The sequence below is a fragment of the Chryseobacterium sp. JAH genome (assembly GCF_001507335.1).
In the GTDB taxonomy this organism is placed as follows: domain Bacteria; phylum Bacteroidota; class Bacteroidia; order Flavobacteriales; family Weeksellaceae; genus Chryseobacterium.
Map to the genome: position 1 here is coordinate 37799 of NZ_LMAH01000008.1, position 23827 is coordinate 61625.

The 23827-nt window shown below is 32.9% G+C and carries 21 protein-coding genes; 6 read left to right on the forward strand and 15 right to left on the reverse strand.

Translation table 11 applies throughout. From position 1 onward, the window contains the following. Positions 1-64: 64 nt before the first annotated feature. The 3 genes from AR685_RS15210 to AR685_RS15220 all read left to right on the forward strand — a co-directional run bounded on the left by AR685_RS15210 (position 65) and on the right by AR685_RS15220 (position 2369). On the forward strand, positions 65-1078 hold the full coding sequence (locus tag AR685_RS15210) for a hypothetical protein (RefSeq protein ID WP_059125140.1): 1014 nt from the start codon (positions 65-67) through the stop codon (positions 1076-1078). 182 nt (positions 1079-1260) lie between these two features. Then, the gene (locus tag AR685_RS15215) at positions 1261-1722 is read left to right on the forward strand and encodes a hypothetical protein (RefSeq protein ID WP_185113248.1); all 462 of its coding nucleotides are present in this window, start codon (positions 1261-1263) and stop codon (positions 1720-1722) included. Positions 1723-1859: 137 nt separating this feature from the next. Further along, entirely contained in the window at positions 1860-2369 is a 510-nt protein-coding gene (locus tag AR685_RS15220) for a ferritin (RefSeq protein WP_047447030.1), read from the forward strand. Positions 2370-2466: 97 nt separating this feature from the next. On the opposite strand, the gene AR685_RS15225 is transcribed toward AR685_RS15220, so the two are convergent. The 15 genes from AR685_RS15225 to AR685_RS15295 all read right to left on the reverse strand — a co-directional run bounded on the left by AR685_RS15225 (position 2467) and on the right by AR685_RS15295 (position 21269). Continuing rightward, on the reverse strand, positions 2467-2919 hold the full coding sequence (locus AR685_RS15225) for a hypothetical protein (RefSeq protein WP_131777640.1): 453 nt from the start codon (positions 2917-2919) through the stop codon (positions 2467-2469). Positions 2920-2985: 66 nt separating this feature from the next. After that, positions 2986-3624: an XAC2610-related protein gene (locus AR685_RS15230; protein WP_131777641.1), complete on the reverse strand. Its 639-nt coding sequence runs from the start codon at positions 3622-3624 to the stop codon at positions 2986-2988. Positions 3625-3724: 100 nt separating this feature from the next. Beyond that, positions 3725-4594, reverse strand: a complete 870-nt coding sequence (locus AR685_RS15235) for a hypothetical protein (protein WP_059125070.1) — start codon at positions 4592-4594, stop codon at positions 3725-3727. 154 nt (positions 4595-4748) lie between these two features. Beyond that, positions 4749-5387, reverse strand: a complete 639-nt coding sequence (locus tag AR685_RS15240) for an XAC2610-related protein (RefSeq protein WP_131777642.1) — start codon at positions 5385-5387, stop codon at positions 4749-4751. 172 nt (positions 5388-5559) lie between these two features. Next, complete coding sequence (locus tag AR685_RS15245; protein ID WP_131777643.1) at positions 5560-6786, reverse strand: hypothetical protein; 1227 nt, start codon at positions 6784-6786, stop codon at positions 5560-5562. 125 nt (positions 6787-6911) lie between these two features. Then, the gene (locus AR685_RS15250; RefSeq protein ID WP_059125073.1) at positions 6912-7853 is read right to left on the reverse strand and encodes a hypothetical protein; all 942 of its coding nucleotides are present in this window, start codon (positions 7851-7853) and stop codon (positions 6912-6914) included. Then, positions 7828-11241: a glycoside hydrolase family protein gene (locus tag AR685_RS15255; protein ID WP_059125074.1), complete on the reverse strand. Its 3414-nt coding sequence runs from the start codon at positions 11239-11241 to the stop codon at positions 7828-7830. The genes AR685_RS15250 and AR685_RS15255 overlap by 26 nt, the downstream gene beginning before the upstream one ends. Positions 11242-11247: 6 nt before the next feature. Continuing rightward, positions 11248-12063, reverse strand: a complete 816-nt coding sequence (locus AR685_RS15260) for a DUF4280 domain-containing protein (RefSeq protein ID WP_059125075.1) — start codon at positions 12061-12063, stop codon at positions 11248-11250. Between the two features lies 1 nt (position 12064). Beyond that, positions 12065-12877 carry a hypothetical protein gene (locus tag AR685_RS15265; protein WP_047447020.1) on the reverse strand — a complete coding sequence of 271 codons (813 nt, stop codon included), beginning with the start codon at positions 12875-12877 and terminating at the stop codon, positions 12065-12067. Positions 12878-12954: 77 nt separating this feature from the next. Then, on the reverse strand, positions 12955-13407 hold the full coding sequence (locus tag AR685_RS15270) for a hypothetical protein (protein ID WP_059125076.1): 453 nt from the start codon (positions 13405-13407) through the stop codon (positions 12955-12957). Between the two features lie 6 nt (positions 13408-13413). Further along, the gene (locus tag AR685_RS15275; protein WP_059125077.1) at positions 13414-14589 is read right to left on the reverse strand and encodes a hypothetical protein; all 1176 of its coding nucleotides are present in this window, start codon (positions 14587-14589) and stop codon (positions 13414-13416) included. A 19-nt stretch (positions 14590-14608) separates the two neighbouring features. Beyond that, positions 14609-15055, reverse strand: a complete 447-nt coding sequence (locus AR685_RS15280; protein ID WP_059125078.1) for a hypothetical protein — start codon at positions 15053-15055, stop codon at positions 14609-14611. Between the two features lie 8 nt (positions 15056-15063). Continuing rightward, positions 15064-15993 (reverse strand): DUF3289 family protein, encoded by a 930-nt coding sequence (locus AR685_RS15285; protein WP_059125079.1) that lies wholly within the window; start codon positions 15991-15993, stop codon positions 15064-15066. A gap of 10 nt (positions 15994-16003) precedes the next feature. Beyond that, positions 16004-17926, reverse strand: coding sequence for a type VI secretion system Vgr family protein (locus AR685_RS15290; protein WP_059125080.1), 1923 nt, complete (start codon positions 17924-17926; stop codon positions 16004-16006). Between the two features lie 205 nt (positions 17927-18131). Further along, positions 18132-21269 (reverse strand): UvrD-helicase domain-containing protein, encoded by a 3138-nt coding sequence (locus AR685_RS15295; protein WP_059125081.1) that lies wholly within the window; start codon positions 21267-21269, stop codon positions 18132-18134. 182 nt (positions 21270-21451) lie between these two features. Between AR685_RS15295 and AR685_RS15300 the strand changes: the two genes are divergently transcribed. The 3 genes from AR685_RS15300 to AR685_RS15310 are packed head-to-tail and all read left to right on the forward strand — an operon-like array spanning position 21452 to position 23817. After that, on the forward strand, positions 21452-22198 hold the full coding sequence (locus tag AR685_RS15300) for a hypothetical protein (RefSeq protein ID WP_059125082.1): 747 nt from the start codon (positions 21452-21454) through the stop codon (positions 22196-22198). Between the two features lie 6 nt (positions 22199-22204). After that, a complete protein-coding gene (locus tag AR685_RS15305; protein WP_047447003.1) occupies positions 22205-23011 on the forward strand; it encodes a hypothetical protein in 807 nt (268 codons plus the stop codon). Then, on the forward strand, positions 23008-23817 hold the full coding sequence (locus AR685_RS15310) for a hypothetical protein (protein WP_059125084.1): 810 nt from the start codon (positions 23008-23010) through the stop codon (positions 23815-23817). The genes AR685_RS15305 and AR685_RS15310 overlap by 4 nt, the downstream gene beginning before the upstream one ends. Positions 23818-23827: the final 10 nt, after the last annotated feature.

The following is a 23827-nucleotide window of genomic DNA, read 5'->3' on the forward strand; positions in this document are numbered from 1 at the left end:
TTTCTTTACATCCAAAAGACAAGAATGAGAGTTCTGCTATATTAACCAATTAATGATTATAGAAATGAAAAAAATACTTTTGGGATTTGCTTTGACTTTATCGACTTTGTCGTTTGCTCAGCAATATCCAAATGATGGATACGTTAATGACGGATATGGAGATAATGACGGATATTACTCTGATCAGGATGACGAAAATTATTTTCCTGATGACTATTATTACAATTATCCTCAGGATTACTATCCTCAAGATTATTATCAAAGTTATTACAATGATTATAGAAATAGCATCGTTAACATCAACTGGAATGTGTTTTTCCAGCAAAACAGATTAAACCGCTGGCAGATCGATCAGATATTATTTCTGAATAATCTTTACTCAAGTTTCTCTGCATGGAATAACTTTTACAGATATAATCCAGACAGATGGTATTATGACAGGTTTTATGCAATGGAAAGAATTTTAGGACCAAGAGTGTTTGTTGTTTTCCAAAACAATTATTACCGCAGACAAAGCCCGATTGTTTATTTCCAGAATTACAGAAGAACATATTATACGCCAAGATTCAGAGTAATGCCTCGTTACAGAAATGTAAATATCAATATTTACAGAGTTGACAGAAGCAGCTTTAGAAGAAACGATAATCCGACTTTAAACGTGGTTAGAAATTCAGGTTTCAGAAATAACAACAATAATAATTCAGGAGGTTTCAGAAATCAGAACAATGCGGTGAGAGGAAATAATGGTAATCGTGGAGGATTTAGAAATTCAGACAATGGAGACCGAGCTAATAATGGTGGAGTACGAGGGAACAATGGGAGTAATGGAGTGAGAGGCAATGAAAATGGAGGAGGATTCAGAAATAATAATAACAGAAAATCTGAAGTCGTTACGCCAAGAGCTTCTACCCCAAGATCTGAAAATAATGGATCCAGAGGAAATGGAGGCTTCAGGTCTCAACAGAGAAGTGAAAGTGCAGGGCCTAGAATTCAAAACAGTTCGCCAAGACAGGATAACAAGAGAAATGAAGGAAGAGGTTCTGGTGGATTCAGAAACAGTTTAGTAAAAAATAGATAGTTATTTCATATATTATATTTGAGTGGTGTGGAGATCAGGTTTATTGCCTGGTCTCTTTTTGTTTTTCTCAATTATTTTGTTTTTAACGTAAAAAATTAACAATAATTATAGATTTGGCATTTAACTTTCGTTTTAAATGTGTATCAAACAGATATAACAAACCAATTAATTAATTTAAGCAAATGAAAAAATTAGTATTAGCAATAGCGTTTATCGGACTAGGAAGTTTTGCAATGGCTCAAGATGTTCCACAATATAGAAAAATAAACAGAGAGGAAATGAAGCAGAAGATGCAGCAAAGGGAACAGGAGAGAATGGCCGAGATGCAGAAAGAACTTAACCTAAACCAAAGCCAGATAGCCCAAATTAAAGATCTGCACGAGAAGAGAAGATCTGAAATGAAGCATAACTTTGAAAAAAGTAAAGAGCAGAGACAGGCAAAAATGGAGGCGATGAAAGCGAAAAGAAAGCAGATGGATAATGATATGAAAAAAATTCTTTCTCCGGAGCAGTATGATAAATGGCAGGCTGGAAGAAAGGCTAAAATGGAAGAAAGAAGAGCAATGTTGAAAGAAAAAGGTGTAAAAGGTGACAGAAAAATGAGACATGGTTTGAAGCCGGCGACCCAATCCCAAATAAACTGATAGTTTATAATTTTGATTTTTTAATGTTAGGAGGATGGAAGTAATTCCATCCTTTTTGTATTCAATCTAAATCTAAATTTGGTGGAAAACTTTTCATTTCGCCTTTAAATACGTAATTTTGAGTATAAATTTTTATTATGGTAAGCGAAAAAATTGCACAGTTAATTAACGAACAAATATCTCACGAGCAATATGCTGCTCAGTATTATCTTTCTATGTCTGCATGGTTTTCTGCGAAGGACCTGGACGGAATTGCCAATTACTTCAGAGTTCAAAGTAAGGAAGAATTGATGCATGCAGATAAAATGTTTGATTATCTGAACGACGTGGGAGGTGAGATTATCGTTGGCGAAATTGCAAAACCTCCACACGTATTTGAAAATGCAGTGGATATTTTTGAAAAAGCTCTTGAACACGAAAAGAAAGTAACGAAAAGTATTTTCAATATTGTTAAAAATGCTAATGACGAAGGAGATTTTGCAACTACATCATTCCTTCAGTGGTTCATTAACGAGCAGGTAGAAGAAGAGGCTAGTGCCTCTCAGTATGTAACCAAAATTAAGATGGTTTGTGATAATCCGTCGGCTCTTTATCTATTTGATCAGGAATTGGCAAAAAGAGTTTTCGTAGCGGATCCAACGGCTTAATTTTCTTTGGATTAAACGATGATCGGCGGGGTCAAAGGCCCCGCCGATACCATTTTGGGATACCTGTATTTTTTGTTTGCACTCACAGAATCAAAAATTATGGGTTTTTTATTCTTTTTTCGTGAAGAAGAGTGACGTACATCCTGCTTCCAAAATCATGAATCCTTTCCGACAGAGAAAATGGCAAATTTGCAAGAATATCTTTTTTTTCCGTTTTATCTGTTACCAACAATAGATTACCATCCTCATTATACTTGAATAGTAAGTAGTCAGATGAGCTGTTTTCTATTTCCTCCTGTATGATCTGTTCTGTGTCAAAGTATACTGCGATTATATTTTGGTTTAGGATTTCAATTTTCCGGGTGTTGTATACTATTGCAGATTCTGTTCCGCAACTTCCTACAAAACTTTGTAGCGAATTCGGAATTTTTTTTATTACTTGTATTGAAATTTCTTGAGGTTTTTCTTCTTTTATTTTGAGAGTGTCTTTCTTTTTGTAGCTGGTTTTTTGAGCTGAATTATTTAAGGTGGTTGCGATTCTCTTTTGCAACTCCAAATAGAAAAGACAGTAATAAAGAGTAAAAATTTTATATTGTTTTTCATTTTTAAAGATTTTTTATTTCAAATCTTCTTGCTTTGATGAAATCATTTCCCATTCGCCATTTTCCTTTAAGTTAAAAATAGTGGTTTCTATTTTACAACAACTAATAGGCAAGCTAATCGTCAAAGTATGGTTTGTATTGTTTATATTTTTTGGAAAAGGACCTTGATTTAAAGGAAATTTATCATTTAAATTAAATTTTCCCATCTTATCTTGAAAATAATAAGAATAAACAGGACCTCCATTACCACCAGAATCATAAAGGATTGCAAAATCTTCTAGATTATCAAAATTAAAATCCGCAATGATTAGATTATGGTAATTTTCTATTCCTTCTTGTATTTTTAAACCATTTTTAAAATAATTTATTTGATTAATTTTAAAATTTTCTTCAGTAAATATCCAAAAATTTGGTTCGAAAATTATATTTTGCGAAGGCGTATTATTCTTAAAAACCTCAATTTTTAATTTTGAAGGTCTGCCGTCATTATCTGTATTTAATACAATAACAGAAAACTTAAATTTGTCCTGTTTTTTTATAAAATTTTCTCTTTTTTCAACCGAACTATTAAGTTCTTTAGTCTGAAGAGTGGGCGTTTTTTTGCAACCTAAAAAACACATCAGTAGGAGATAGCCAGTAATTATTGTTTTCATATTTATACTAAAAGATTTACATATACTTTGTTTAGTACTTTATCCATATTCCATTTTATGCTGTCGTTTTCAGGTAAACCTCCTTCATCCGTATTTGAACCTATTTAATCCTGTCATAAACTCTTTGAGGAACTTTACTTAAATCTTTCTTCTGTTTTTTCATTAAAAACAAATATAAATTATAGTTTTTCTTAGCATCTTCTTTGTTAGCTAATGCCCAATCAACATCTGCTAAATTTAAAAATGCTACCGTTCTATCCGGATATTGTGAGATAATTTCTTTTAGTAATGATTTTGAAAAATTATTATCTTGTATTTTTTCTAAAGAAAATGCTTGATTATTAGCAGATTCTACATTAATGATTTTGAAATCTACATTTCCAAGTTTTGGATAATCAACATATAAATCTTCAGGATAAGATTTATATGTCATCTTGGCAAAAAGAATATTCTTTGAATTATATACAAAACCAATGGGTTTTTTGTTGAATTCTTCCTTTAAAGAATTTCCTATTGCCTGTAAATCATCATAAGTTTTTTGAGACATATCATAATTATCAACAAACAATTTATTCAGAATCAAGCCATCTTTTCCAAATTTTACGATTTCTTTAGAAATTAAAATTAATCCGTTTAAGGAATAAATGAAATCAAATTTTTCTTTACTTTTCGTTGCAGACGCGTTTGATTCGTACAATAATGAAAACCCATCATCATTTTGTATAAGCTCGGTTGAAAGAGACATTTCATTGATAATTAAATATTTATAAATAGTTTCTTTCCCATTGCATATTAATACTAAATCTTGATTTTGGATTTGAACTTTGCATTTAGAAGGATTTTCTTTATTTAAACCTTGAACATGTGTTTTTTGTTTTGTGATAGGAGTTTTAGCTGTTTTTTCTTTTTTTAAATTTTCACAAGAGGCAGAAAAAAGAACAAAAAAACAAATTAATAATAGATATTTCATTGGGCGCTTTATTTATTATTCAGAAGTTACACAATCTGTCGTAGTTCCTTTAATTTTCTTCAATCGTTTGCAAATAGTCAATATTATTTGATGAAAGTTCTACATCCTACAAAGAAAAAGAGTAAAATATTGAATACTATTAAGTTTTTTGCTTTTATTTCAAATTTTCTTCCTTTGATGAAATCATTTCCCATTCACCATTTTCCTTTAAGTTAAAAATAGTGGTTTCTATTTTGCAACAACCAATAGGCAGGCTAATCGTCAAAGTACGGTTTGTATTGTTTATATTTTTTGGAAAGGGTCCTTGATTTAAAGGAAATTTATTATTTAAATTAAATTTCCCCATTTTATCTTGAAAATAATAAGAATAAACAGGACCTCCATTACCACCAGAATCATCAAGAATTGCAAAATCTTCTAGATTATCAAAATTAAAATCCGCAATGATAAGGTCATGATAATTTTCTATTCCTTCTTGTATTTTTACACCATTATTAAAATAATTTATTTGATTAATTTTAAAAGAATCTTCAGTAAATGTCCAAAAATTTGGTGCGAAAATTATATTTTGTTTAGGTTTATTATTCTTAAAAATTTCAATTTTTAATTTTGAAGGTCTACCATCATTATCTGTATTTAATACAAAAACAGAAAACATAAATTTGTCCTGTTTTTTTATAAAATTCTCTTTTTTTTCAACCGAATTATTTAGTTCTTTAGTCTGAAGAGTGGGCGTTTTTTTGCAACCTAAAAAACACATCAATAGGAGGCAGCCAGTAATTATTGTTTTCATATTTATACTAAAAGATTTAAATATACTTTCAATTGCTTAGTAAAGGAGGGAGAACTAATATATTGCTATCGCTATATAAAATATTCCATTCAGGCGGATGAAATTTTTAGGTTTTCCCATTTTGCAAAGAGTATTAAGAAAAGAAAGTTTTCTTTTTTATTGAAAGTCTTGCTTACAATCCAAATTTAGATTCTTTAAAATTTTCAAATTGAAAATCTTTTATACTAATATTTCCGAAGTCCTTGCTAGTAAATGTTTTTTGGATTGTTTTATCTTGCCCGATGATAGATTTAGAAAAAGTAATATGATTTAGATTTAATTGTGAGTTAAAATAATAATCACGATTCATAATTATATTATTGTCAATTTTTGAAATGCTTTTAAAATGTATTAATCCTTTTTCGTAGCTAAAATCTAAATACGCATCAGCATCCCCATAACTACAGATAGAAGGCAAAATATTGTCACCAAAATAATACACATGATATTTTCCAGGCTCTTTATTTTGTAAGATTAATAAGGGTTGCTTACCTTTTTCTTTACCGCAGTCAATATTATTGTCGATAGGTTCTAAAGCAATCAATATATCTTTTTTATTATCATTATCGAAATCGAGTACTAATTCTTGATTAATTTTAAATGGAGGTTTAATGTATTTGCTTTTGATAACTTCTATAGTCTCCAAGCCAATATTATTTTTGGATTGAGAATTTATGTTTTTAGAAGTAATAAACTTGCCTTCTTTGTTAATTAGGGTTTTATGACCACCTTTATAGTATGTGTCAGTTTCATCTACATAAAAATCTTTTGTTATAATATTCAAATATTTGTCAATAAAAAAATAGCGAGAGTTATAATCATACAAACCATGCACATTATAGAAAATAATGCTCGTGTCAATTAGTTTTTCATTTTTATCAAAACTTGCTAAGAGTAAATAATTTACGATTTTAATATTTTCGTCACCAGCCAGTGTAGCATACTTGTTTCCATCTTTGTATAGCTTTACAGTGATATTGCCTGTATTAAAGGATTTAATAAAATAAGCTGAATCAATTTTATAAGATTGATTATTATTTATTGTATCGTTAATTTTTGGGATAAATGATAATTTTTGTTTTCTTTTTGTAACTAAAGAATCATAATATTGTGTGGAATTTTTATGGATAAAATAAAAGATAGAATCATATCCTTTTTTTGAAATATTTCTGATATTAAAACTGCGGTTTTGATCATCAATATTTTTCAAGTTCTTCCAGGCAAAAGGAAAGTTGTATTGAGTAAGCTCAATAACTCCCAAAGGAAGTTCACTTACTTTTGACTGCGCTTTATTTTCTCCAGATTGCTTACATGAAGTAAGCATAATTATAAATAAACAATATGCTATTCTTTTAATCATTTTTCTTCTATTATTGAACTATTAAAATCATCAGAATGTAAGTTATTAATTTTTAGGTTTACCAGGATTAAATGACTTTAGAGAAATTTTATTTTTTCAAATTGACATTTGATTTTTGTTTACTTTTATTTAAATTTTACTATTTTATTGTCTTTCGGATTAACATAATATGTTTCTTCTTTTTCTATTTTTTTCAATTCTGTGTTCTTACCGGTACTATATTCCAAATTAATTTTATAATCTTTATCGATTGTAAAATCGATATAATTATCAATTGTGCCTCTTTCTGTTTCTACGGTTTCACTTTTTCCTATTAATAATTTGCTTACTATTTTTGAATCATTAATAGTTACTAAATACCATCTTTCAGTATCGCCGTCAAACCATGTTATATATACGTTTTCCGATAATTTATATACGCTTGTTGCAGAAGAATCATCAATTATAATTTGTTTGTTTATTAATGGAAATTTAGAAGGTCTACTTAAAAGATCATCTTTTTTTATCGACTTGGAAGGGAATGAAATAGTTCCCCTTTTGTTAGTAGGTGCTTCTTCATCATTATTCTCAAAACAATAATAGCCCTTGTCATAAAAAAACAATTGATTATCTACTATAAATAATTCATTGAAGGGAAATTGACAACCCTTTCCAGAAATATCTCCATAAGAATTCATTACTACTTCAATCTCATCAGAAACCGTTATTTTAAATTCTTCATTTAGTTGCTCTTTTATATTTTCAGCAGTATTGCTGCTTTTAAAATACTGAGAGAAAGTATTCCTTTTCTGCACTATTTCTCCTGAACAAATCATTTTTTCTGAATCGAAAATCATAATGGAATCAGAGCTTAAATAAATTTTTAAGTTTTGAAATTTTTTATTTGTATTTTTTGATGAGTTTTGCCACAGTTTATAGGATGCATATTTATTTGGTATATTTCTATCTTCAATGTTAGTTTTGCGATTTATTTCAAAGTGCTTTGCTGTTTCTGTTTTTTTACAACTAATAAAAATAATTATTAGAATAGGTAGGAGTTTTTTAATGTGTTGAATCATAATTTCCATTTATAAACATTTCGTAATTCTGCTTTCTTCTCGTCGTATTTTCTATATCAAGAAACTCCTTTGCAGCTTCTTCATATTTTTCATCCAATAAATTTTTATAAAGCTTAGGCGCTTTATTAGTGCTTAAAAAGTACGCTCCACAGTTAAACAATAAATCCACTAATGCATCAAATTCTTTCTGATACAGCTTAACTGTTACGTCACGTTGTACCGCCTTCTCAAATTCTTGCAAGTCTACTTTAAACAATTCTGTTGCTTGTTCTTTTGTAATTCCTGATTTGAATTCACTAGGTATTGTAATATTTTCACACTTGTCTCTCTTTATCAAATGACCATAGCCTATTGTACAAAAGTCTTTTTTATCATTGTAAGGCATCTTTTCAAATTTCTCCCAATCCTTAATAAATTCAATTAAACTATTACTTGATTTAAGTGTTTTCGGATCTACTCTTTCATTATTTTCAGATGTTTTAGAACCCGTGTTGGAAGAAAAGCCTCCCGAGCAGCTGCACATATCTTTAAAGCCTAGTTCATTTGCCAATTCAACAATGCTTTTACCTATTACGTTTTCCTGATTTTTAGTAAAATATTTATTATCATGATATTCTAAATCAAAATCTCTACAATCTACATGAACATATGTCACTGCTCCATCAGATTCTTTCTCCAGTGTAAACAAGTTCGGGTTTCCCCACCATTTTGCATTTAGATATTTATTAAAAATATCCGTTCTTATTTTATTCGCATCGCTTGCTAATTTTGTTCTTTTTCCATTTTTATTGAAACGGATGTCTGCTGCTTTTCCGAAATGATTTGTCGATTTTCTATTGTGAAAATCATTATCTGCCCAACAACGATAGCCTCTATTTACATCAAACTTTGAATATATGGATTTTGTAAAGTCCAAATAGAATTTCATTGCACTTACTGCCCATAATGTAGAACGGTGCATTCCTGGATATTCGTATTTTCTGTATGCTTCAGATATATTAGATTTTAAATATTGTTCTGAAAACAGGCCTTTTCCCCAGCCATCTGGACATCTTTTAGCCTTTGGAGCTTTATCATTTTCTTCAGAATTATTTGGATTCTGACAAGGACATTTGTAATCATTTATTTGTTCAACATATTTATTACAATACTCATCAATAGCTTTTAGAACATTTCCACAGACTTTCCCTGTTTCAGGAACTTTCATATAATCTCTCTGGAACTGTTTTACCATTTTTTCTGTATTATCTGTGAATTCATCTGTTGGTACATTTCCTCCAAAACCAGCGAGACGAATGTTGATTTCTCTGATAAGTTCACTTTTTGGACTCCCTTGTTTTATACAGAATTTGCCTCCACAATTTCCACCTCCATCAATTTCAGCTCTTCCCACTTTCACAGCACCCTTGTTTTCTACCATAGTAGGCAGTGTAGCACCAGGGAAAACGAGGGCAAGATCAGTATGCTTTATGTAAAAACCTTTTTCTTCCAGCTTTTCTGTGGCTTCTTCATCCTTCAGGATTTTTACCATTGCATTCAGGCGGATGAAGTTTTTAGGTTTTCCCATTTTGGAGAGATCAACAGGTACCAGAATCTCTCCTTTTTTATCAAAAGTAGCAGTTTTAGTATCTCTTATCTTCTCATCTTTGAATTTGTCTTTTATATCTTCCCATTTCCCGATTTTTAATTCGTCATCCCAGGTCCAATAAGCATCTGATTCTGTAAGAAAATTAATTTCAACTTTCTTGTCGACCATATTGATCGCGTAGATTTTAAAATACAAAGCACCATTCAGAGGACTGCTGAAAACCTGTTCTGTATCATTGGCATCACAGAAATACGCATTGATAATTTGAGGCTCTAAAGTAACTCTAAGGAATTCACCCAATTTTTTGTCTCCATTTTTAATGGGAGTTTCTGCACCGTTTCTTACTAAATTAAAATAAAGATCTCCACGATCTGCAAACCCATGTTCTTTGATCTTATCAACGATTTGCTGCGTAATAGTGAGCGGAAAGTAAAATCCTGTTTTGTGTTTCTCGGTAGTTTTAAATGTATAGGTAAAAACGATATTATTTCCTGTAGAATCATCATCATAGATATCCAAAGTTATATCTTCGTTATCAAGCCCATTTCCTGAAACAAACGCAGAGATTTCCTGATTAAGTCCTGCCTGTTTGATGATATTTCCGCTCCTACTGTCTTTATCAATCCATTTGCATTGGTCTACAGTAACCATGGGTTCGATAATTTTTATTTTAAGTGGCTCTTTGCAAGGTCTTCCTCCCAGATTACAGGAGATTGTATATTCTCCCGGAAGGTTAAATGATTTTGAAAATTTCGCTTCAGAACCTGTTCCTGTTTCCGGACCAGTTACTTTCCAGGAAATAGCCCCATCTTTGGCAGGGTCGTAGTTTTTAAAGGTTGTTTCCTCAATTTCAAATTCGCCAGCAGTACCCATTTTAGGACTTTTGACTATTTTTATTTTTTCTACAATATTGTCTTTTACTTCAAAGTGCCAGTCGTTATTTATTCCATCGTTATTCGTTCCTGTTGTTTTTCCAATTGCAGATGTTACGAAAGCTTCTATGTGGTATTTTTTCTTCTGCATAAGCCGGCTTCCGGGGATATTGATTGTTCTGCCCGTTCCTATTAAAACCTTGTCGAGGTTCCATTTTATGCTTCCATTTTCAGGTAAATCACTGTCATTTTTAACTGAAAAATTAAACTGTGTTTTTGTAACGCTGAAACTCATTGGCGTTCCTGGTCTTACCACCTGTTCGCCATGGGTAATGTCTTTTACTGATAATGCTTTGGATGTTCCCGAAAAACTTTGCGTGGAAACCGCTCCAAATTCATTAGTATATTCTGCGGTTACAATATATTTTGCATTCGAATTCTGAGGGGTAAATGTGAAAATACTTCCCGCTTGTGAACCTTCATGAAGCGTATTTCGAGACCCGTCTGATAACGAAAATTTCAGCCTGCTCAATTCATCAGAACTTGCCGGATCAATGAGAAATTTAGCTTCAAATACACAAGGGAAATTTTTACGTAATATATCTCCGCTCACAAAGTTTGCGGGATTTTTTGGAACTAGCTTGGTCCCATCCAATTGATTGTATTTCACTTCAACATCCACATGCTTAAGCTCTGCTGTTGACTGGTAATCTTCTTTGGTCTGAATCTCTTTGTGGTAAGCCGCCAGACGGAATTTTCCTTCCACAGAAAAGGAGTGATCTAATTCTAATCCTATTTTTGGATGTATTTCTAGAATATTTGAAGCATCAGAATTATGACCACTAAAGATAATCCACGACACAAGTTGTGTGTCACCGCGGGTTACGGTGGCTTTTGCTGTAAATCCCTGATTGGGACGTAAAGTCGTCGCTGACATAATCTTTTACGTTATTTGTGTTACAATAATTTCTACACTTTCTATTTCAGGAGCCGCCTCTTTTTTCTTCGGCTGTTTTATTGCCGGATTTACAGCCGCAAGTTCCAGCGGATTGGTGTTGTCCGCGTGTGCATTGCTTACAGAGTCGGTTTGCCCATGCTTTTCGATGGTTATTTTTCCTCCAACCATGCATTGCAGCTCTGAAATTTCTGTCAGGGTATTTTTTTCCTGAACTTTTGTACTTTCATAGGTTTTGCTCCATTTCGCCGCAGGTGCAAGAGCGCAGGGAAGATAGCCTCCTGATGAAGGTTTCAGTTTGCATTGTCCGAATGTTGCCGCTGGAGGAATGAATGTCTTATCATCTTCCGTAGCAACAAATTTACCTGCATGATCGTTTAATACTATGATTTGATGTGAGGTAACCTGTAGATCTGCAGTTTGTTTGGGATTTACCGCTTTATCACAAACACATTTGGCATTATGCACCACAAAATATTTTCCGTCGTGCTCGCTTTTGGAAGACTGTTCTTGCTTTTTTTCTTCATCTTCCTTCTTTTTTTCCTCTTCTTGCTTTTGCTCTGCAGATTTTTGTTCTTCCGCAGGGTCGGGTGGAGGAACTTCATCATTCATTGCATAAATATATTCCTTTGAAGGAGTCAAAAGCGTAAAGCCTGAGTAGGGAATATCTGAGGTTTGCTGACCGGCTCCTGCATTCTGATTGTGGTATTCTTTGAGCAGCATCCAGTCTTTGATACCCAATTTTTTGGCTATATCCTGTAGCGTTTCTCCGCTTTCAACTTTATATGGGATTGGTGCTGCCATATTATTTTGCTTGTAGAGTTAGATTTTGCTGGTAATAAAATTTATTTTCAATATCTATGCATACTTCTGTTTCTGCATTTTCCATTCTTCCTGTTTTGCCTGTATAGCTGATTCTGTGTTTAAAATTTGCATACAAGGGTAAGTTTTCTTCATTAAAATCAACATCAACATCGTTGTGGTGAACATAGAGAATCACCTCATCCATCATGTCCTGAGCATTATCAATTTTTGGTTCGAAAATCAACTGATTTTCTCTTTCTTTATATTGTATGCTTCCTTTCCATTCTGAAATGTTAATAGGAAGAATATTCCATTGTAAGAAATAATCATCTTTTTTTTCAAATTTCTGCATTCCAAGATTTAGAACTTTCATAAAATAAAGCTGCTTGATAAATTCTGATAATTTTTCATCATTTTCTGTAGCACCGAAAAATTGACTGCGAATATGATCTAAACCTTCGCCACTGTAAATATCACTCAACTTCTGATCTTCCTGTTTAATCTTTATTCTGATTTCGTTCAGATTAATTACCTTGAGACGATGATTTACAATCTGGCATTTTAAAGGAAAAAGCGCTTCCATGTATTGGTTAGCAATTTCCAGGAATTTAGTTTCTATTTTTTGTTGGTCTACTTTAAGATTGGTTCTGTTGATCATCACATCGTAATCCTCATCTCTATCTTCATTTGTTTCTACATAAATATTGTAAGAAAGTGTGGTTTCATATTCTTCATCGCCTATCCTTACAGTACATTTATCCTGAATAAAATAGGTTGAGGTTGGAAAATACAGGGGAGATTGAGGATTTATCATCTTATGATATTGAAAAGTTTTAATTAAAAGTTGCTGATTAGACAATAAATAATTTTGCTGTTTTTAGTGAAAAAAAATTAATAAATTGTGAGCGTCCCGTGCATTGCATCTCCTCTGTTTTCACCATTTACGGTATATTCTGATAGAACACATCCAAGAAAATTCTTCCCACCATACGCAGGTCCGTTTTTAAAATTAGAAATTGTTATATTGGTTTTATTACTGATAAAAATATTGAGCGTATCTTTTGTTACTAAATTTTCTATACTTTTAATGGTGATTTTTGAGTCCTTTTGTTTGGTTTTATAATTTAATAAAACAGTTTTGCCGTTGTGAATGTGAGTGATTTTAGCATCTTTTAGATTTATGTTTTCATACTTTTCAACAAACCAAAAACTAATTGAATCGTACTTGTACTTTATGACTGGATCTTTGTAACATTGTTCCATTTCATTAGTCTTTTCTTTTTTATCATCTTTGCATCCAATAAAAAAGGATATGCATAAAAATAGCAGGATATAATTTTTCATAGATATTTATTTCACTTTGATATAGCCGTTGTAATTCATCATAAAATGTGTCCAAGTAATTGGTGCTGACAGGTATTCCGTATTACTTCCCCAAGTATATACTTTAAACGTGACTTCATCTTTTTTACTTGTAAAGAAACCAGGCTCATAGTCCCATCTAATAGGCGATTCCAGCACAATCCAATGCAAATCCATAGATTTGATATCCCATACATTCTGTATTAAATCTGAATCAACCATTAAAATAAGCTTGTACCCGTCTGTTAACTGCTTATTGATATCTTCAATTTTTGATTTCATTGCCATTATACTTGTAGCGAGAGGTTTAACGGGATTGTAGACACCTTTGGATTCTACATTTTTGTATCCTAATAATTTTTCGCACAATCCTACAACGAGCGGCGGCCAGTTTATAGCTTGAAATTCTTCATCCCCACCTTTATATTTAGGATTATCTGCATTTCTTGTTCCTGCCATTGTTACAAAATCAACCAAAGGCATTTGGCCTGTATTCATTGGATATCCATTCGTATTGATCGCTTTGTCTAAGATTTCTGTTGCTGGTTTTACAGAATAGGTGTTATATTGCGCTTCACCTGTTCTGAATAAATCTTTTGCAAATTTTGTGTAACCTGCTGGTTGTTCTTTTGCAAATAAATAAAATATACAAGCCATTCCGCAAAGTGAAGTTCCGCTTTGATTGATCTTCCACGGCATTTTACTATCTGTTCTTTCTTTTAGTTCTTCTTCAAATCTTTTTCTATCAAACCATCTGAATCTGTTATGACACCAAATTTTTAAAAAACCTTCTGACATTTCATCATTAATATAGGCTACAACGTGCAGGGTCCTGCCACAGATATCTTTTTCATTTAAATAGATGCTATATTCTTCACCCGTTTTCGTAGAATAACGCTCAATCCATCTGTTTTGTGAAAGGCTGTGATACTTATATTTCCATTTGATGACATTTTTATCTTTAGGGTCTCCGTTGGTATAGTTTTCTACTTTAAAAGTATATGTTTTTCCATATAGCATGCCTTTTTGCAAACCTTTTCCGGTTCCGTTATTTGCAGAACCATTATCTAAAGCAGTTATTAATTTTATTGTCTTAACCTGCGTAGGTTCTATTCCTTTTCTAGAAATAGGAGATTTTGTATCAAAAATTACACCTGCACCCATGGTTGTCTTATTTTATATGTTATTGGTCAAATTGAAAACTCTCTTCCTTGTCAGAAAGTTTATCGTACATTACATTTCCTTGGTCTATGATATAAAATATATCCATTTTTCCTTCGCTGTATCTTAAGTAGGCAAGAAGATCTTGATTATGACCATCTAAGCCCTCTCTTCCATTTTTATACTCTTTATTGATGACGCCGGTTTCTTTATAAATGTAAACTGAATACAAATGATATTCTTTTACATTTACCTCTTTTATCTTTTCATCAATTTTATTTCTTAAATTTTCGTACCCCGAACTGTTGTAAGAAAAATTTCCTTCTGAAAAAAAATAGTCGATTCTATTTTTATTTTCGCCAGCTTTAAACTCATAAGTTTTAGGAGATAAAGCAATTAACTGTAAGTCTTCAGACTTGTTTTGGATACACGCCACAAATAATGTAAATAAAATAATTAGGTTTTTCATAATCAAAATTAATCTCTATCGGAGTTTCCTCCTAAGTATACCGTTCTTTCCATTTCTGTAATAAATGGTTTTGCACTTCTATAATGCTGCAAAATATACCATGCTTTAAAAAAATCACCTGTATGATATTGAGGAATTCTGTCGCCGCCATGTTTTACCACATCATCCCAATCTAAACCGAAATGATCATAAAATGTATATTTCAGTTTTCCATTCCACATTTTTGTGCATTTATTATAGCTGTAATCTGAGATTTCAGATTTTACGCTCCAGACCTGATGTACAGTGATCCCTAAACCAGAAACCTTATCCCAAAATGAAGAAAAATGTAACAGATCCATTGGCATTTGACTAACAGAATTTAAATCGTAACTGTTTTTTTTTAGCTGATCTTTTATTTTGCTTAAAAAATCATTGTGATACTTTGTAAATGCAGGATTGTTTGCTATTTCCTTATTAAGAGTTTCACTTTTATAAGTTCCGCCTGTACCATTTTTAAATCTTTCAGACATCTCTAAAGCTACGGTCTCCATATCTCCAATCGATAATGATTCCATCAATTGGTCTAAATATTTTCCTAAAGTTGCATCACTTAATTTAAAAACAGGATCATTCTTGATCGATGCGGAAGCTGCAGGACTATCTGCAAAAAACATGTCTTCTGCTTTACTACCATCATATTTGAAACCGGGTTCTCTTTTTGCTTTTCCTATCAATTTGTAACTTACCTTGATTACTCCTTCTTTACAGTCTTCATCACCTGCGCCGTCTTTCCCAAACCCCTGCATTAAAGTGCGCTTTTGGCTGGATAATTCGAGATTCTGTTTGGTTGCTTCAATAATTACTTCTTCAGATTCTTCATGAGAAACTTTAGAAAAACTAGTGTATTTGTTACTTACCTGTATATTGATATTGTTAGCTTTTTTTAAAATGGCCATGTCAATATTTTTAGTGTGAATTTCCTTGTTCTCCGCTTTGCGATTTTACGGTTTTTTCACTTTGTAAAATCATATTCTGCTTCGTACTCACAACGGTGACTTTCTCCGCATACGAATCGCTTTTTTTAGATTGAATGTTTCTCTCGTTTTCAGCAATTTCAGATCTCATATCAGAAGATTCATGAATATTTCCTGTTGCAGTCTGCATTAGATCTCTTCCTGCGGTATCTATCATATTTACTCCCGCATTGGAAACAATATTGACGTTGGCTGTTGATAAAATATTGCTGCCTGCGATGGATGTAATATCATTGCCTGCTGACATTCTGATGTTATTACCAGCAGTGAAAGTCATATCTTTTGGAGCATTGACGATAATATTCCCTTTTCCGTCCATATGATAGGTGTTTCCGCTCGGATCTTCAATAAAAATACTTCCTTCTGCGTCATTAAAAATGACTTTATTACCACTTCTGGTTTGTATAGATTTAATATGATTATTTACTCCGCCGCCTAAACCAACACCACCATGAAACATTCCTCCCATTGCAAAGGGGAAGTCTGGATGATGATATTCAAAACCTACCATGACCTGATCGCCAACTTCCGGAATTGCCACAAAACCTCTGTTCTGGGTAATCATATCAGTTCCTCCGGCATCAGGACTCATCATTCGTATAAAATGTGTGGTATCATTCAGTTGCCAGTCAAATCTTACCTGTATTCTCCCTTGGTTCAAAGGGTCTACATTGGAAATAACGGTGGCAATCTGCGGTTCCGCAGTGACCATTTGAAATTCAGGCTTTGGTATAAAACCCGTACCTTCTGCAATAGCTTCAAATGAACCTTCATAAAATCCTTTTGTATTTACTTCATGGGAAACTTCTGTAATCATTAATTTTGTAAAATAAGAGGTCTGATTGCTGTCCGGCTTTCTCATTTCGATATCTGCAATACAACCCGGATGTAGGAAAGGGACTGTTGTAGCTCCGGATACCGTAAAGACTTCTACTGCTGTACTTCCCGCAGCACTTTTTTGTGATTCGTCTATATCTAATGCCATATTTGCATTGATTGGAGATGGATTGAGCGATTTGGTTTTGTATATATCAGCATTAATTTGATATGCCTTGTCAGCTAATTGTCCCAAATGTTTGATATTGGCTGTACTGCTTAGAAGTTTTGTATTATCGCTGCTGTTGTACCCTAAAAATTCAGGTTTTATGTGTAATGCCTTCAATTCTACACAGATATCGTTTACATTGCTTCCGTAGATGAGGCGTAATGGTTTTTCTGTAGAAGGCAGTTTTCCAAAATATAGTATTTCCCCGTCATAGTAAAATTGTTCACCATAAGCTTCAGCCAACCTTGCCAAATAATTGTAATGCGTTTCTCTATATTGCGCACTGTAATTGATATAGCTTTTGTTTTGGGTATTTATTTTATAGTCAAATTTTCCTGAGCTAATAGTCTCTTGGATGATTCTCTCGGCAATGATTGAGGTGTTGACGGTCTGTTCTCCTCCAAAACTCTGCGTGTGAGGTGCTGAATCCATCAAAATAGTTGGGCTGTAGCCTTTCAGGATTACATTGCCCAGACTCATGTTTTCCTGACTGTAAGCAACTTTTGTAATAACCCCGACAAAAGTTCGCTCGGGACTTTCATTCTCCGCATCCTTGTATTTAAAAACTACGGTCAAACGTTTTCCTAAAAATTTTTGTGCATCCTGCAGGTTATGGTTTTGTAATCCATCTAAAGAATCATGAGCTAAAGTAAGCTCGAAGTTGTGATGTTTTCTTACACTTTGGACAAGGCGAAAGTGTTTAAAATGTTTGATAATTTTACCCTCAATTACAATGTCTAGTTTTACAAGACGTTGCACACCTGCAATGTGATTTTCAGCTATCTTATCTGCATTTGTTATATTTTTCATTGATTTTGTGTTTTGGTAATTGATGTGGTATTAAAATTAATTTTATTTCCTGTAATTAAAAAATTATTTCAATAGAAATTGATAAAGTGTAGTAGAACTACGATTTTGAATAGTTTGATCATTCAAAAAAATCTTTATAAAAAACTAATATCGGCGGGGCCAAAGGCCCCGCCGATATTAGTTTTTTATATGATGGTCACAAAAGTTAAAGATAAATCAGCTGCGTTTTCAAAACTGTCATACCCAAACTCTCTAGCACAGATTTATACGTTTCAATTTGCTTTTCATTCTTTTCAGACTCTTGTCCTGTTTTAAAATCTACTATAATACAACCTTCTTCATTTTTCAAAATACGGTCAGGACGATAAATTCTGCTGATTCCCTTTTCGGAAATCATAATGTCTTTTTCATTGATAACCTCCCATTTTTCATCAAAAAATTCAGAATATTTTGTGATGATTTCTTTTAAAGCCAAGTGAATATCTTCTTTTTCCTCTAAAGTAATCTGACCTTCCAAAGTGTAAGATTCCAAGACTTTTTCGATGTCTTTTTCAATGTTTATTTTTGATAAAAGTTCGTGCACAAAAATTCCGGTGCGTACTTTTTTATTACGTTCCTGATAGGTTTTTGAGGGGGTTGCGATTTTTATCGATGTGATTTTTTCATGCTTGTTATTCAGATTGTCAATCTCTTTAGTTTTGTAAGACAAACTTTTGTGTATGCTGTGTTTTACAAGCATTTCGGGTTTCGTTTCATACAAATCAAACTCCTCCAGATTTTCCGGATTTTTAGATTGAATAAATTCTAAAATCTCCAGATTATTTGATGTTTTATTGGCTTTTTGAAGATAAAAGAAAAGCTGTTCTACGGGTCTTGTGGTCGCAACATATTGCAGGCAAAGTCGGTCTACGAAATTTTTATAGGAATTAATTTTGTTAAACTTTTCAATCTCAGGATCGTAAGCTTCAAGATTTTTGTTAAACTGATTTATATTCACAGACTTCAATGCTTCATCACCATCGGTATCAAACCAATTACTAAATTGGCTGTCCGAATTTTTATTTTCTAAAGGAATAAAAACCACCGGAAATTCCAGACCTTTTGCTTTATGAATAGTCATAATCTGAATGGCATCAATGTTTTCAGAAGCTTGGATAGTGTGTTTTGATGCTTCTTCATCCCAATATTTTAAAAATTCTTTAGTACTTGCTCCTGCATTTTGAGTGAAATTAAAAAGCATCTCCAAAAAGTTGAGAAGGAAATCAGTTTCCTTGTTTTCGACTGCAAATTCGTTGATGTAATATTCAACAAAATTGTAGAGATTAAATTTCGGAAAATTATCCTGTTTCAATTTTAAAGCATATTTATTTTGAATAAATTCTAAAATTTCTTCGTGAGAATCGATCGCCAGAATTTCTCTTATGTCTAAACTAAAATCCGCCATCGTAATTCTGCCTAAACGGTTCAGATAAAACATCAGCATAATCAGATGAGGTTTGTTTTTCGGATTGGTTTCCCATCGCAGAAACTGAATGACGGCCTGTAGAGTATTCGATAATTCTAAGGTCAGACCTTTGTCAGAAATCGTTTTGATATTCGTTTCTTCGCCACGATAACTAACTTTAAGATTTCCCAATTTTTGAGAATAACTGAAAATGTCAAAGTTTCCACGGCACAAAATCGTTATGTCGGAAAACAAAAAACCGTTGTCAAGACATTCTTGGATGTCTTTCTGCATCTTTTCGGAAACGTCATGGTAGAAATCTTCTTTTGTAAGGTTTTCAATTAAATTAATTTTTACTCTGCCATCAATTTTAGATTTTGAATTTTGCTCAGCATCAACTCCGAAAATATTTTTATGTTCCTCTTCCAAATCTTTTGAATGAAATTGGTAAAGTTCATTATTAAACTGAACGATGTTTTTTGCACTTCGCCAGTTATCTTTTAGAACCAATAATTCGGCTTGTTTAGGTGAAATTTCTTTTTTATTGATTATGTCAAGCATTAGTTTGCTCTCGCCACCACGGAAACGATAAATACTCTGTTTTGGGTCACCCACCAGCGTAAATGACGTATTGTCTGTAGAAACACTGTGATCCCTCAACGGCATAAAATTCTGCCACTGCAATTCCGAGGTATCCTGAAACTCATCAAAGAAATAGTGTTGAAACTGAGAACCTACTTTTTCATATATAAATGCTGACGGTTCATTTTTCAGATTTTCATTGATCAGAATATTAAATTTTGAAAGAAGAACCAAATCATTTTCATCTTCGATTTTTTTCAGTTCATCCTGAATGTCTTTATTAACTTTTAATGGAAGTAGTGCGGATAGAATTTTTTCCTTTTTCTGGGTTTCAATAAATAGGCGGATCAGCTGCATTCTGCTTTCCAAAAGCTGCTCGAGAATTTCAAAAATCTCTGATTCTTTATGTTTTGATTTTGTCGCAGCGCCTTTCTGAATATTATTTAAAGCACTTTCTTCATTCGCAGGAAAAGGAAATCCAGGTCTTCTTTTGTTGTAGAAATCTAAAATCTTCGTGAAGAATCCCCCAATTCCATTTTTGCCTTGAGAGAAATCTTCAATATCAATATTTCTTGATTTAAAAAGTTCAATCGACTGGGTTGCAATTTCTAGTGAGCGTTTTTTATTAGTGACAATTTCTTTTCGAAGCGTATTTTTAATGTCTTCGTATTTGCTGTCATCGAAGCTCTTGTTGTTTTTAAGGTGTTCGTAATGAATGTCTTTTACGAATTCTTTTGCAGAATCGTAAAGGTTTTTATTTAAATTAATTCGTTCATTGTTTTCAAGACTGTAATCTACATAATCCATGAAAGAATTTGAAATACTGTCGTTTTCTCCAATCTGGTCAAGCATCTTGTCGACAGCTTCGATTAGGAAAGGTTCTGCATCAATCTCAAGATTAAAATTTTTAGCCAACCCCAGTTCATAAGAAAAGCTTCGAACCAAGCGTGAGTTAAAACGGTCAATCGTCCCGATATTTAAAGTGGAATAGTTATGAAGAACATAATCCAATAGTTTTTTTGATCTGAAATGAAGTTCATCAATAGTGATTTTTAGACCTTCACTTTCAAAAGCGACCTGAATATTTTTTAAATCTGCGTTGTTTGCATAGCTGTCAGCGGTAAAATTTCCCAGCCAAGACAAAATTCTTTCTTTCATCTCATTGGCGGCTTTGTTGGTGAACGTTAATGCCAGAATGTTTCTGATAGAATGCTGCTGATTGGGATATCGCAGGCAAATCATCAGAAGTCGTTGCACGAGTGCATAGGTTTTCCCGGAACCCGCAGAAGCGTTGATGACCGTGTAAGAATTGTTCATGTCTTGAAGAGATTGAGACTGCAATTTAATTAAAATATAAATGAAATTTTAACAATTAAAGATTGGTTTTTAACAGTTTCAAAAAGAAAAATTCAAAAAATAATACTAAAAGCGTTAACGGTGGTTAAACTTCTGAAATTCAACAAAAATTACTTTAGTTTTGCTCTATAAAACAATAATCTGTGAAATTAAAATTACTCTTTATTTTATCCTTATTTTTCTTTGTCAGCATCAATGCCCAGGAATTTATTTTTGGGAAAGTGACTTCCGAAGAAAATATAGAAATGTCTGACGTTACTGTCATCAATATCAGAACAGATGAACGGGTGACAACCAATCGTGACGGGCATTTTATGATTGCCGGAAGACAAGGTGATAATCTGCGTTTCATTAAAATTGGCTATGATAGAGTCAATGCAAGTGTTACCAAAGAAAATATAGCTTCACCTATTAATGTTAGGTTGATAAGGTTTGCGCAGCTTATTGATGAAGTTGAAATAAAAAAAGCACTGACGGGAGATCTTAAAATTGATACGAAAACTTTAAATCCGCCAAGGAAAGTCGAAAAACTAAAGAAAGATTTAGCGGTTTACATTAAGCAAAAGTCTGACCCGAGAATTCTTGCTGCAAAGCCTGGCGAGTTTGTGCAGCCTAAAGGACAAGGTTTTGCGATCGGAAAAGTGAAAAATAAATGGGATGATGTTGATATGATGAATTATTTGGTGACAGCTTTGGGTTATCAGTATTTTAATGATTTAAAAATAGAGAATTCACAGGTTCAGCACTTTATCTACTATGTTTTAGCAGGTGGTTTTGAGCGAAAAAGTATTTTAAAATACGGTTTTGTAAGCGATGCTGATTTGATGAGATTTCAGAGAGCGGTTTTAACGAGAATTTCCACATATAAAGCTCCTCCAACAAAAAAATAGAAGGTCATGAAATCATATTTTTCTAAAATATTTTTTTTGATTCTTACTTTTTTTTCCTTCAGCAGTTTGTTTTCCCAACAGAAAATTTCAGGCAAGACCATCAGTGAAAACAGTATGGTTATCACTCAGGTTTTGGTGGTCAATATTTCAAATGATAAAAAAACATTCAGCGATGCTGCTGGAAATTTTGAAATTGAAGCTTCTGTGCATGATGAAATCCGATTTTCAAAAATAGGATATGAAAGAGCTGAAAGAAGAGTTTCTGATTATCATTCATCTTTAAATGTTATGCTGATCAGAGTTCCTGAAGAAATTAAAGAAGTGGTAATCCTGGATCTTACAGGGGATATAAATAAAGATTCAAAAAGGCTTTCCAAAGAAGATAAGGTTGCAAAACTTCAGGAGAATTTAGGTCTTCCCAAACCTCCGGAAAAGCCCAGAGAAGCTCCGGCAGAACTGAAAAAGGTTCTCATAGCAGCAGCTTTCGGATCTGTAAATGTACAGGCAGTGTATGATTTAATCAGTGGAAAAGCGAGAAGGCAGAAACGACGGTACAGATATGAAGATGTGCAAGATAAGATCAGCTGGATTCGCAAGAGAATTGACGACGAGTATTTTGTAGAATCTGAAATTCCGGCAGAAAGAATTTCAGAGTTTTTAGAATTTAGTTTTATTTTAAGACCAGACATCTCATCGGCGGTTAAGGAGAGAAATCTGTCTAAAGCAATGTTGGGTATCGAAACAGTGATCCCCATTTATGTTGACAGATTAAAGAACAGTACAACAGATCACATAAAATCTTCCAACAATTGAAAAACCTTTTTATCAAAATTTTTATTGTCGCTTTATCTCTTATTGCTAGTCCAAATTTTGCACAGCAAAAGGTCTTCGGCAAAATTTCTGATGATCAACAGCTTGGTTTACCTTCAGTTTTAGTTTTTAATTATACTAAAAATATCAGATCAACCAGTGATCTGTACGGAAACTTCAGTATTGAAGCGGATGAAAACGACGAGTTACGTTTTGTGAAAGAAAGTTATTACCGTACAGATAAAATCATCAGGAAAGAGATTGATGAGAAACCAATGTATGTCGTTCTTCTGAGAGCTGAAACATTAATTCCGGAGGTTGAGATTGAATACAGGCCGACCGGAAATCTTGAGAGAGACAATAAGCATTACAATGATTCTAAAAAAGTTGCCAAACTAAAGTCTTCGATGGAAGAATACATGAAAGCTCCGATGCCTGCACCGCTGCCTAAAAGTGAGATTCCCAAAACATTTCAAGGTCATGACTTCAACGCAGGATATGTTAATCCCATCAAAGTTATCGCAGAAGCCGTAAGGTTGGTGAAAAAGGCATCTGCTCCCCAAATTACAGCGCCAACATACAACGAAACTCAAGACTTTTTAAAGAGAGTTAAAAATGAAGTTGATTTGAGTTTTCTTACAAAATACGGTATGAATGAAGAGGGAATTGACCACTTTCTTTACTACGCCGAGCGCGTGAATCGTCTTTCCAAAAGATTTAGAAAAACTTTTAAAGCGATGGAAATAGAATATGAGCTGAGAGGCGCTTTCAATGAATATTCTAAACTGAATAAACTAAGCGGGGATTAAAAAAAACAAT

Excerpts from the sequence above, each read along its gene's own strand:
- AR685_RS15235 (WP_059125070.1), bottom strand. The coding sequence starts at position 4,594 with ATGAAATATCTATTATTAATTTGTTTTTTTGTTCTTTTTTCTGCCTCT.
- AR685_RS15215 (WP_185113248.1), top strand. The coding sequence starts at position 1,261 with ATGAAAAAATTAGTATTAGCAATAGCGTTTATCGGACTAGGAAGTTTT.
- AR685_RS15265 (WP_047447020.1), bottom strand. The coding sequence starts at position 12,877 with ATGATAAATCCTCAATCTCCCCTGTATTTTCCAACCTCAACCTATTTT.
- AR685_RS15260 (WP_059125075.1), bottom strand. The coding sequence starts at position 12,063 with ATGGCAGCACCAATCCCATATAAAGTTGAAAGCGGAGAAACGCTACAG.
- AR685_RS15285 (WP_059125079.1), bottom strand. The coding sequence starts at position 15,993 with ATGGCCATTTTAAAAAAAGCTAACAATATCAATATACAGGTAAGTAAC.
- AR685_RS15230 (WP_131777641.1), bottom strand. The coding sequence starts at position 3,624 with ATGAAAACAATAATTACTGGCTATCTCCTACTGATGTGTTTTTTAGGT.
- AR685_RS15270 (WP_059125076.1), bottom strand. The coding sequence starts at position 13,407 with ATGAAAAATTATATCCTGCTATTTTTATGCATATCCTTTTTTATTGGA.
- AR685_RS15245 (WP_131777643.1), bottom strand. The coding sequence starts at position 6,786 with ATGATTAAAAGAATAGCATATTGTTTATTTATAATTATGCTTACTTCA.
- AR685_RS15220 (WP_047447030.1), top strand. The coding sequence starts at position 1,860 with ATGGTAAGCGAAAAAATTGCACAGTTAATTAACGAACAAATATCTCAC.
- AR685_RS15250 (WP_059125073.1), bottom strand. The coding sequence starts at position 7,853 with ATGGAAATTATGATTCAACACATTAAAAAACTCCTACCTATTCTAATA.
- AR685_RS15290 (WP_059125080.1), bottom strand. The coding sequence starts at position 17,926 with ATGAAAAATATAACAAATGCAGATAAGATAGCTGAAAATCACATTGCA.
- AR685_RS15295 (WP_059125081.1), bottom strand. The coding sequence starts at position 21,269 with ATGAACAATTCTTACACGGTCATCAACGCTTCTGCGGGTTCCGGGAAA.
- AR685_RS15275 (WP_059125077.1), bottom strand. The coding sequence starts at position 14,589 with ATGGGTGCAGGTGTAATTTTTGATACAAAATCTCCTATTTCTAGAAAA.
- AR685_RS15255 (WP_059125074.1), bottom strand. The coding sequence starts at position 11,241 with ATGTCAGCGACGACTTTACGTCCCAATCAGGGATTTACAGCAAAAGCC.
- AR685_RS15305 (WP_047447003.1), top strand. The coding sequence starts at position 22,205 with ATGAAATCATATTTTTCTAAAATATTTTTTTTGATTCTTACTTTTTTT.
- AR685_RS15210 (WP_059125140.1), top strand. The coding sequence starts at position 65 with ATGAAAAAAATACTTTTGGGATTTGCTTTGACTTTATCGACTTTGTCG.
- AR685_RS15280 (WP_059125078.1), bottom strand. The coding sequence starts at position 15,055 with ATGAAAAACCTAATTATTTTATTTACATTATTTGTGGCGTGTATCCAA.
- AR685_RS15240 (WP_131777642.1), bottom strand. The coding sequence starts at position 5,387 with ATGAAAACAATAATTACTGGCTGCCTCCTATTGATGTGTTTTTTAGGT.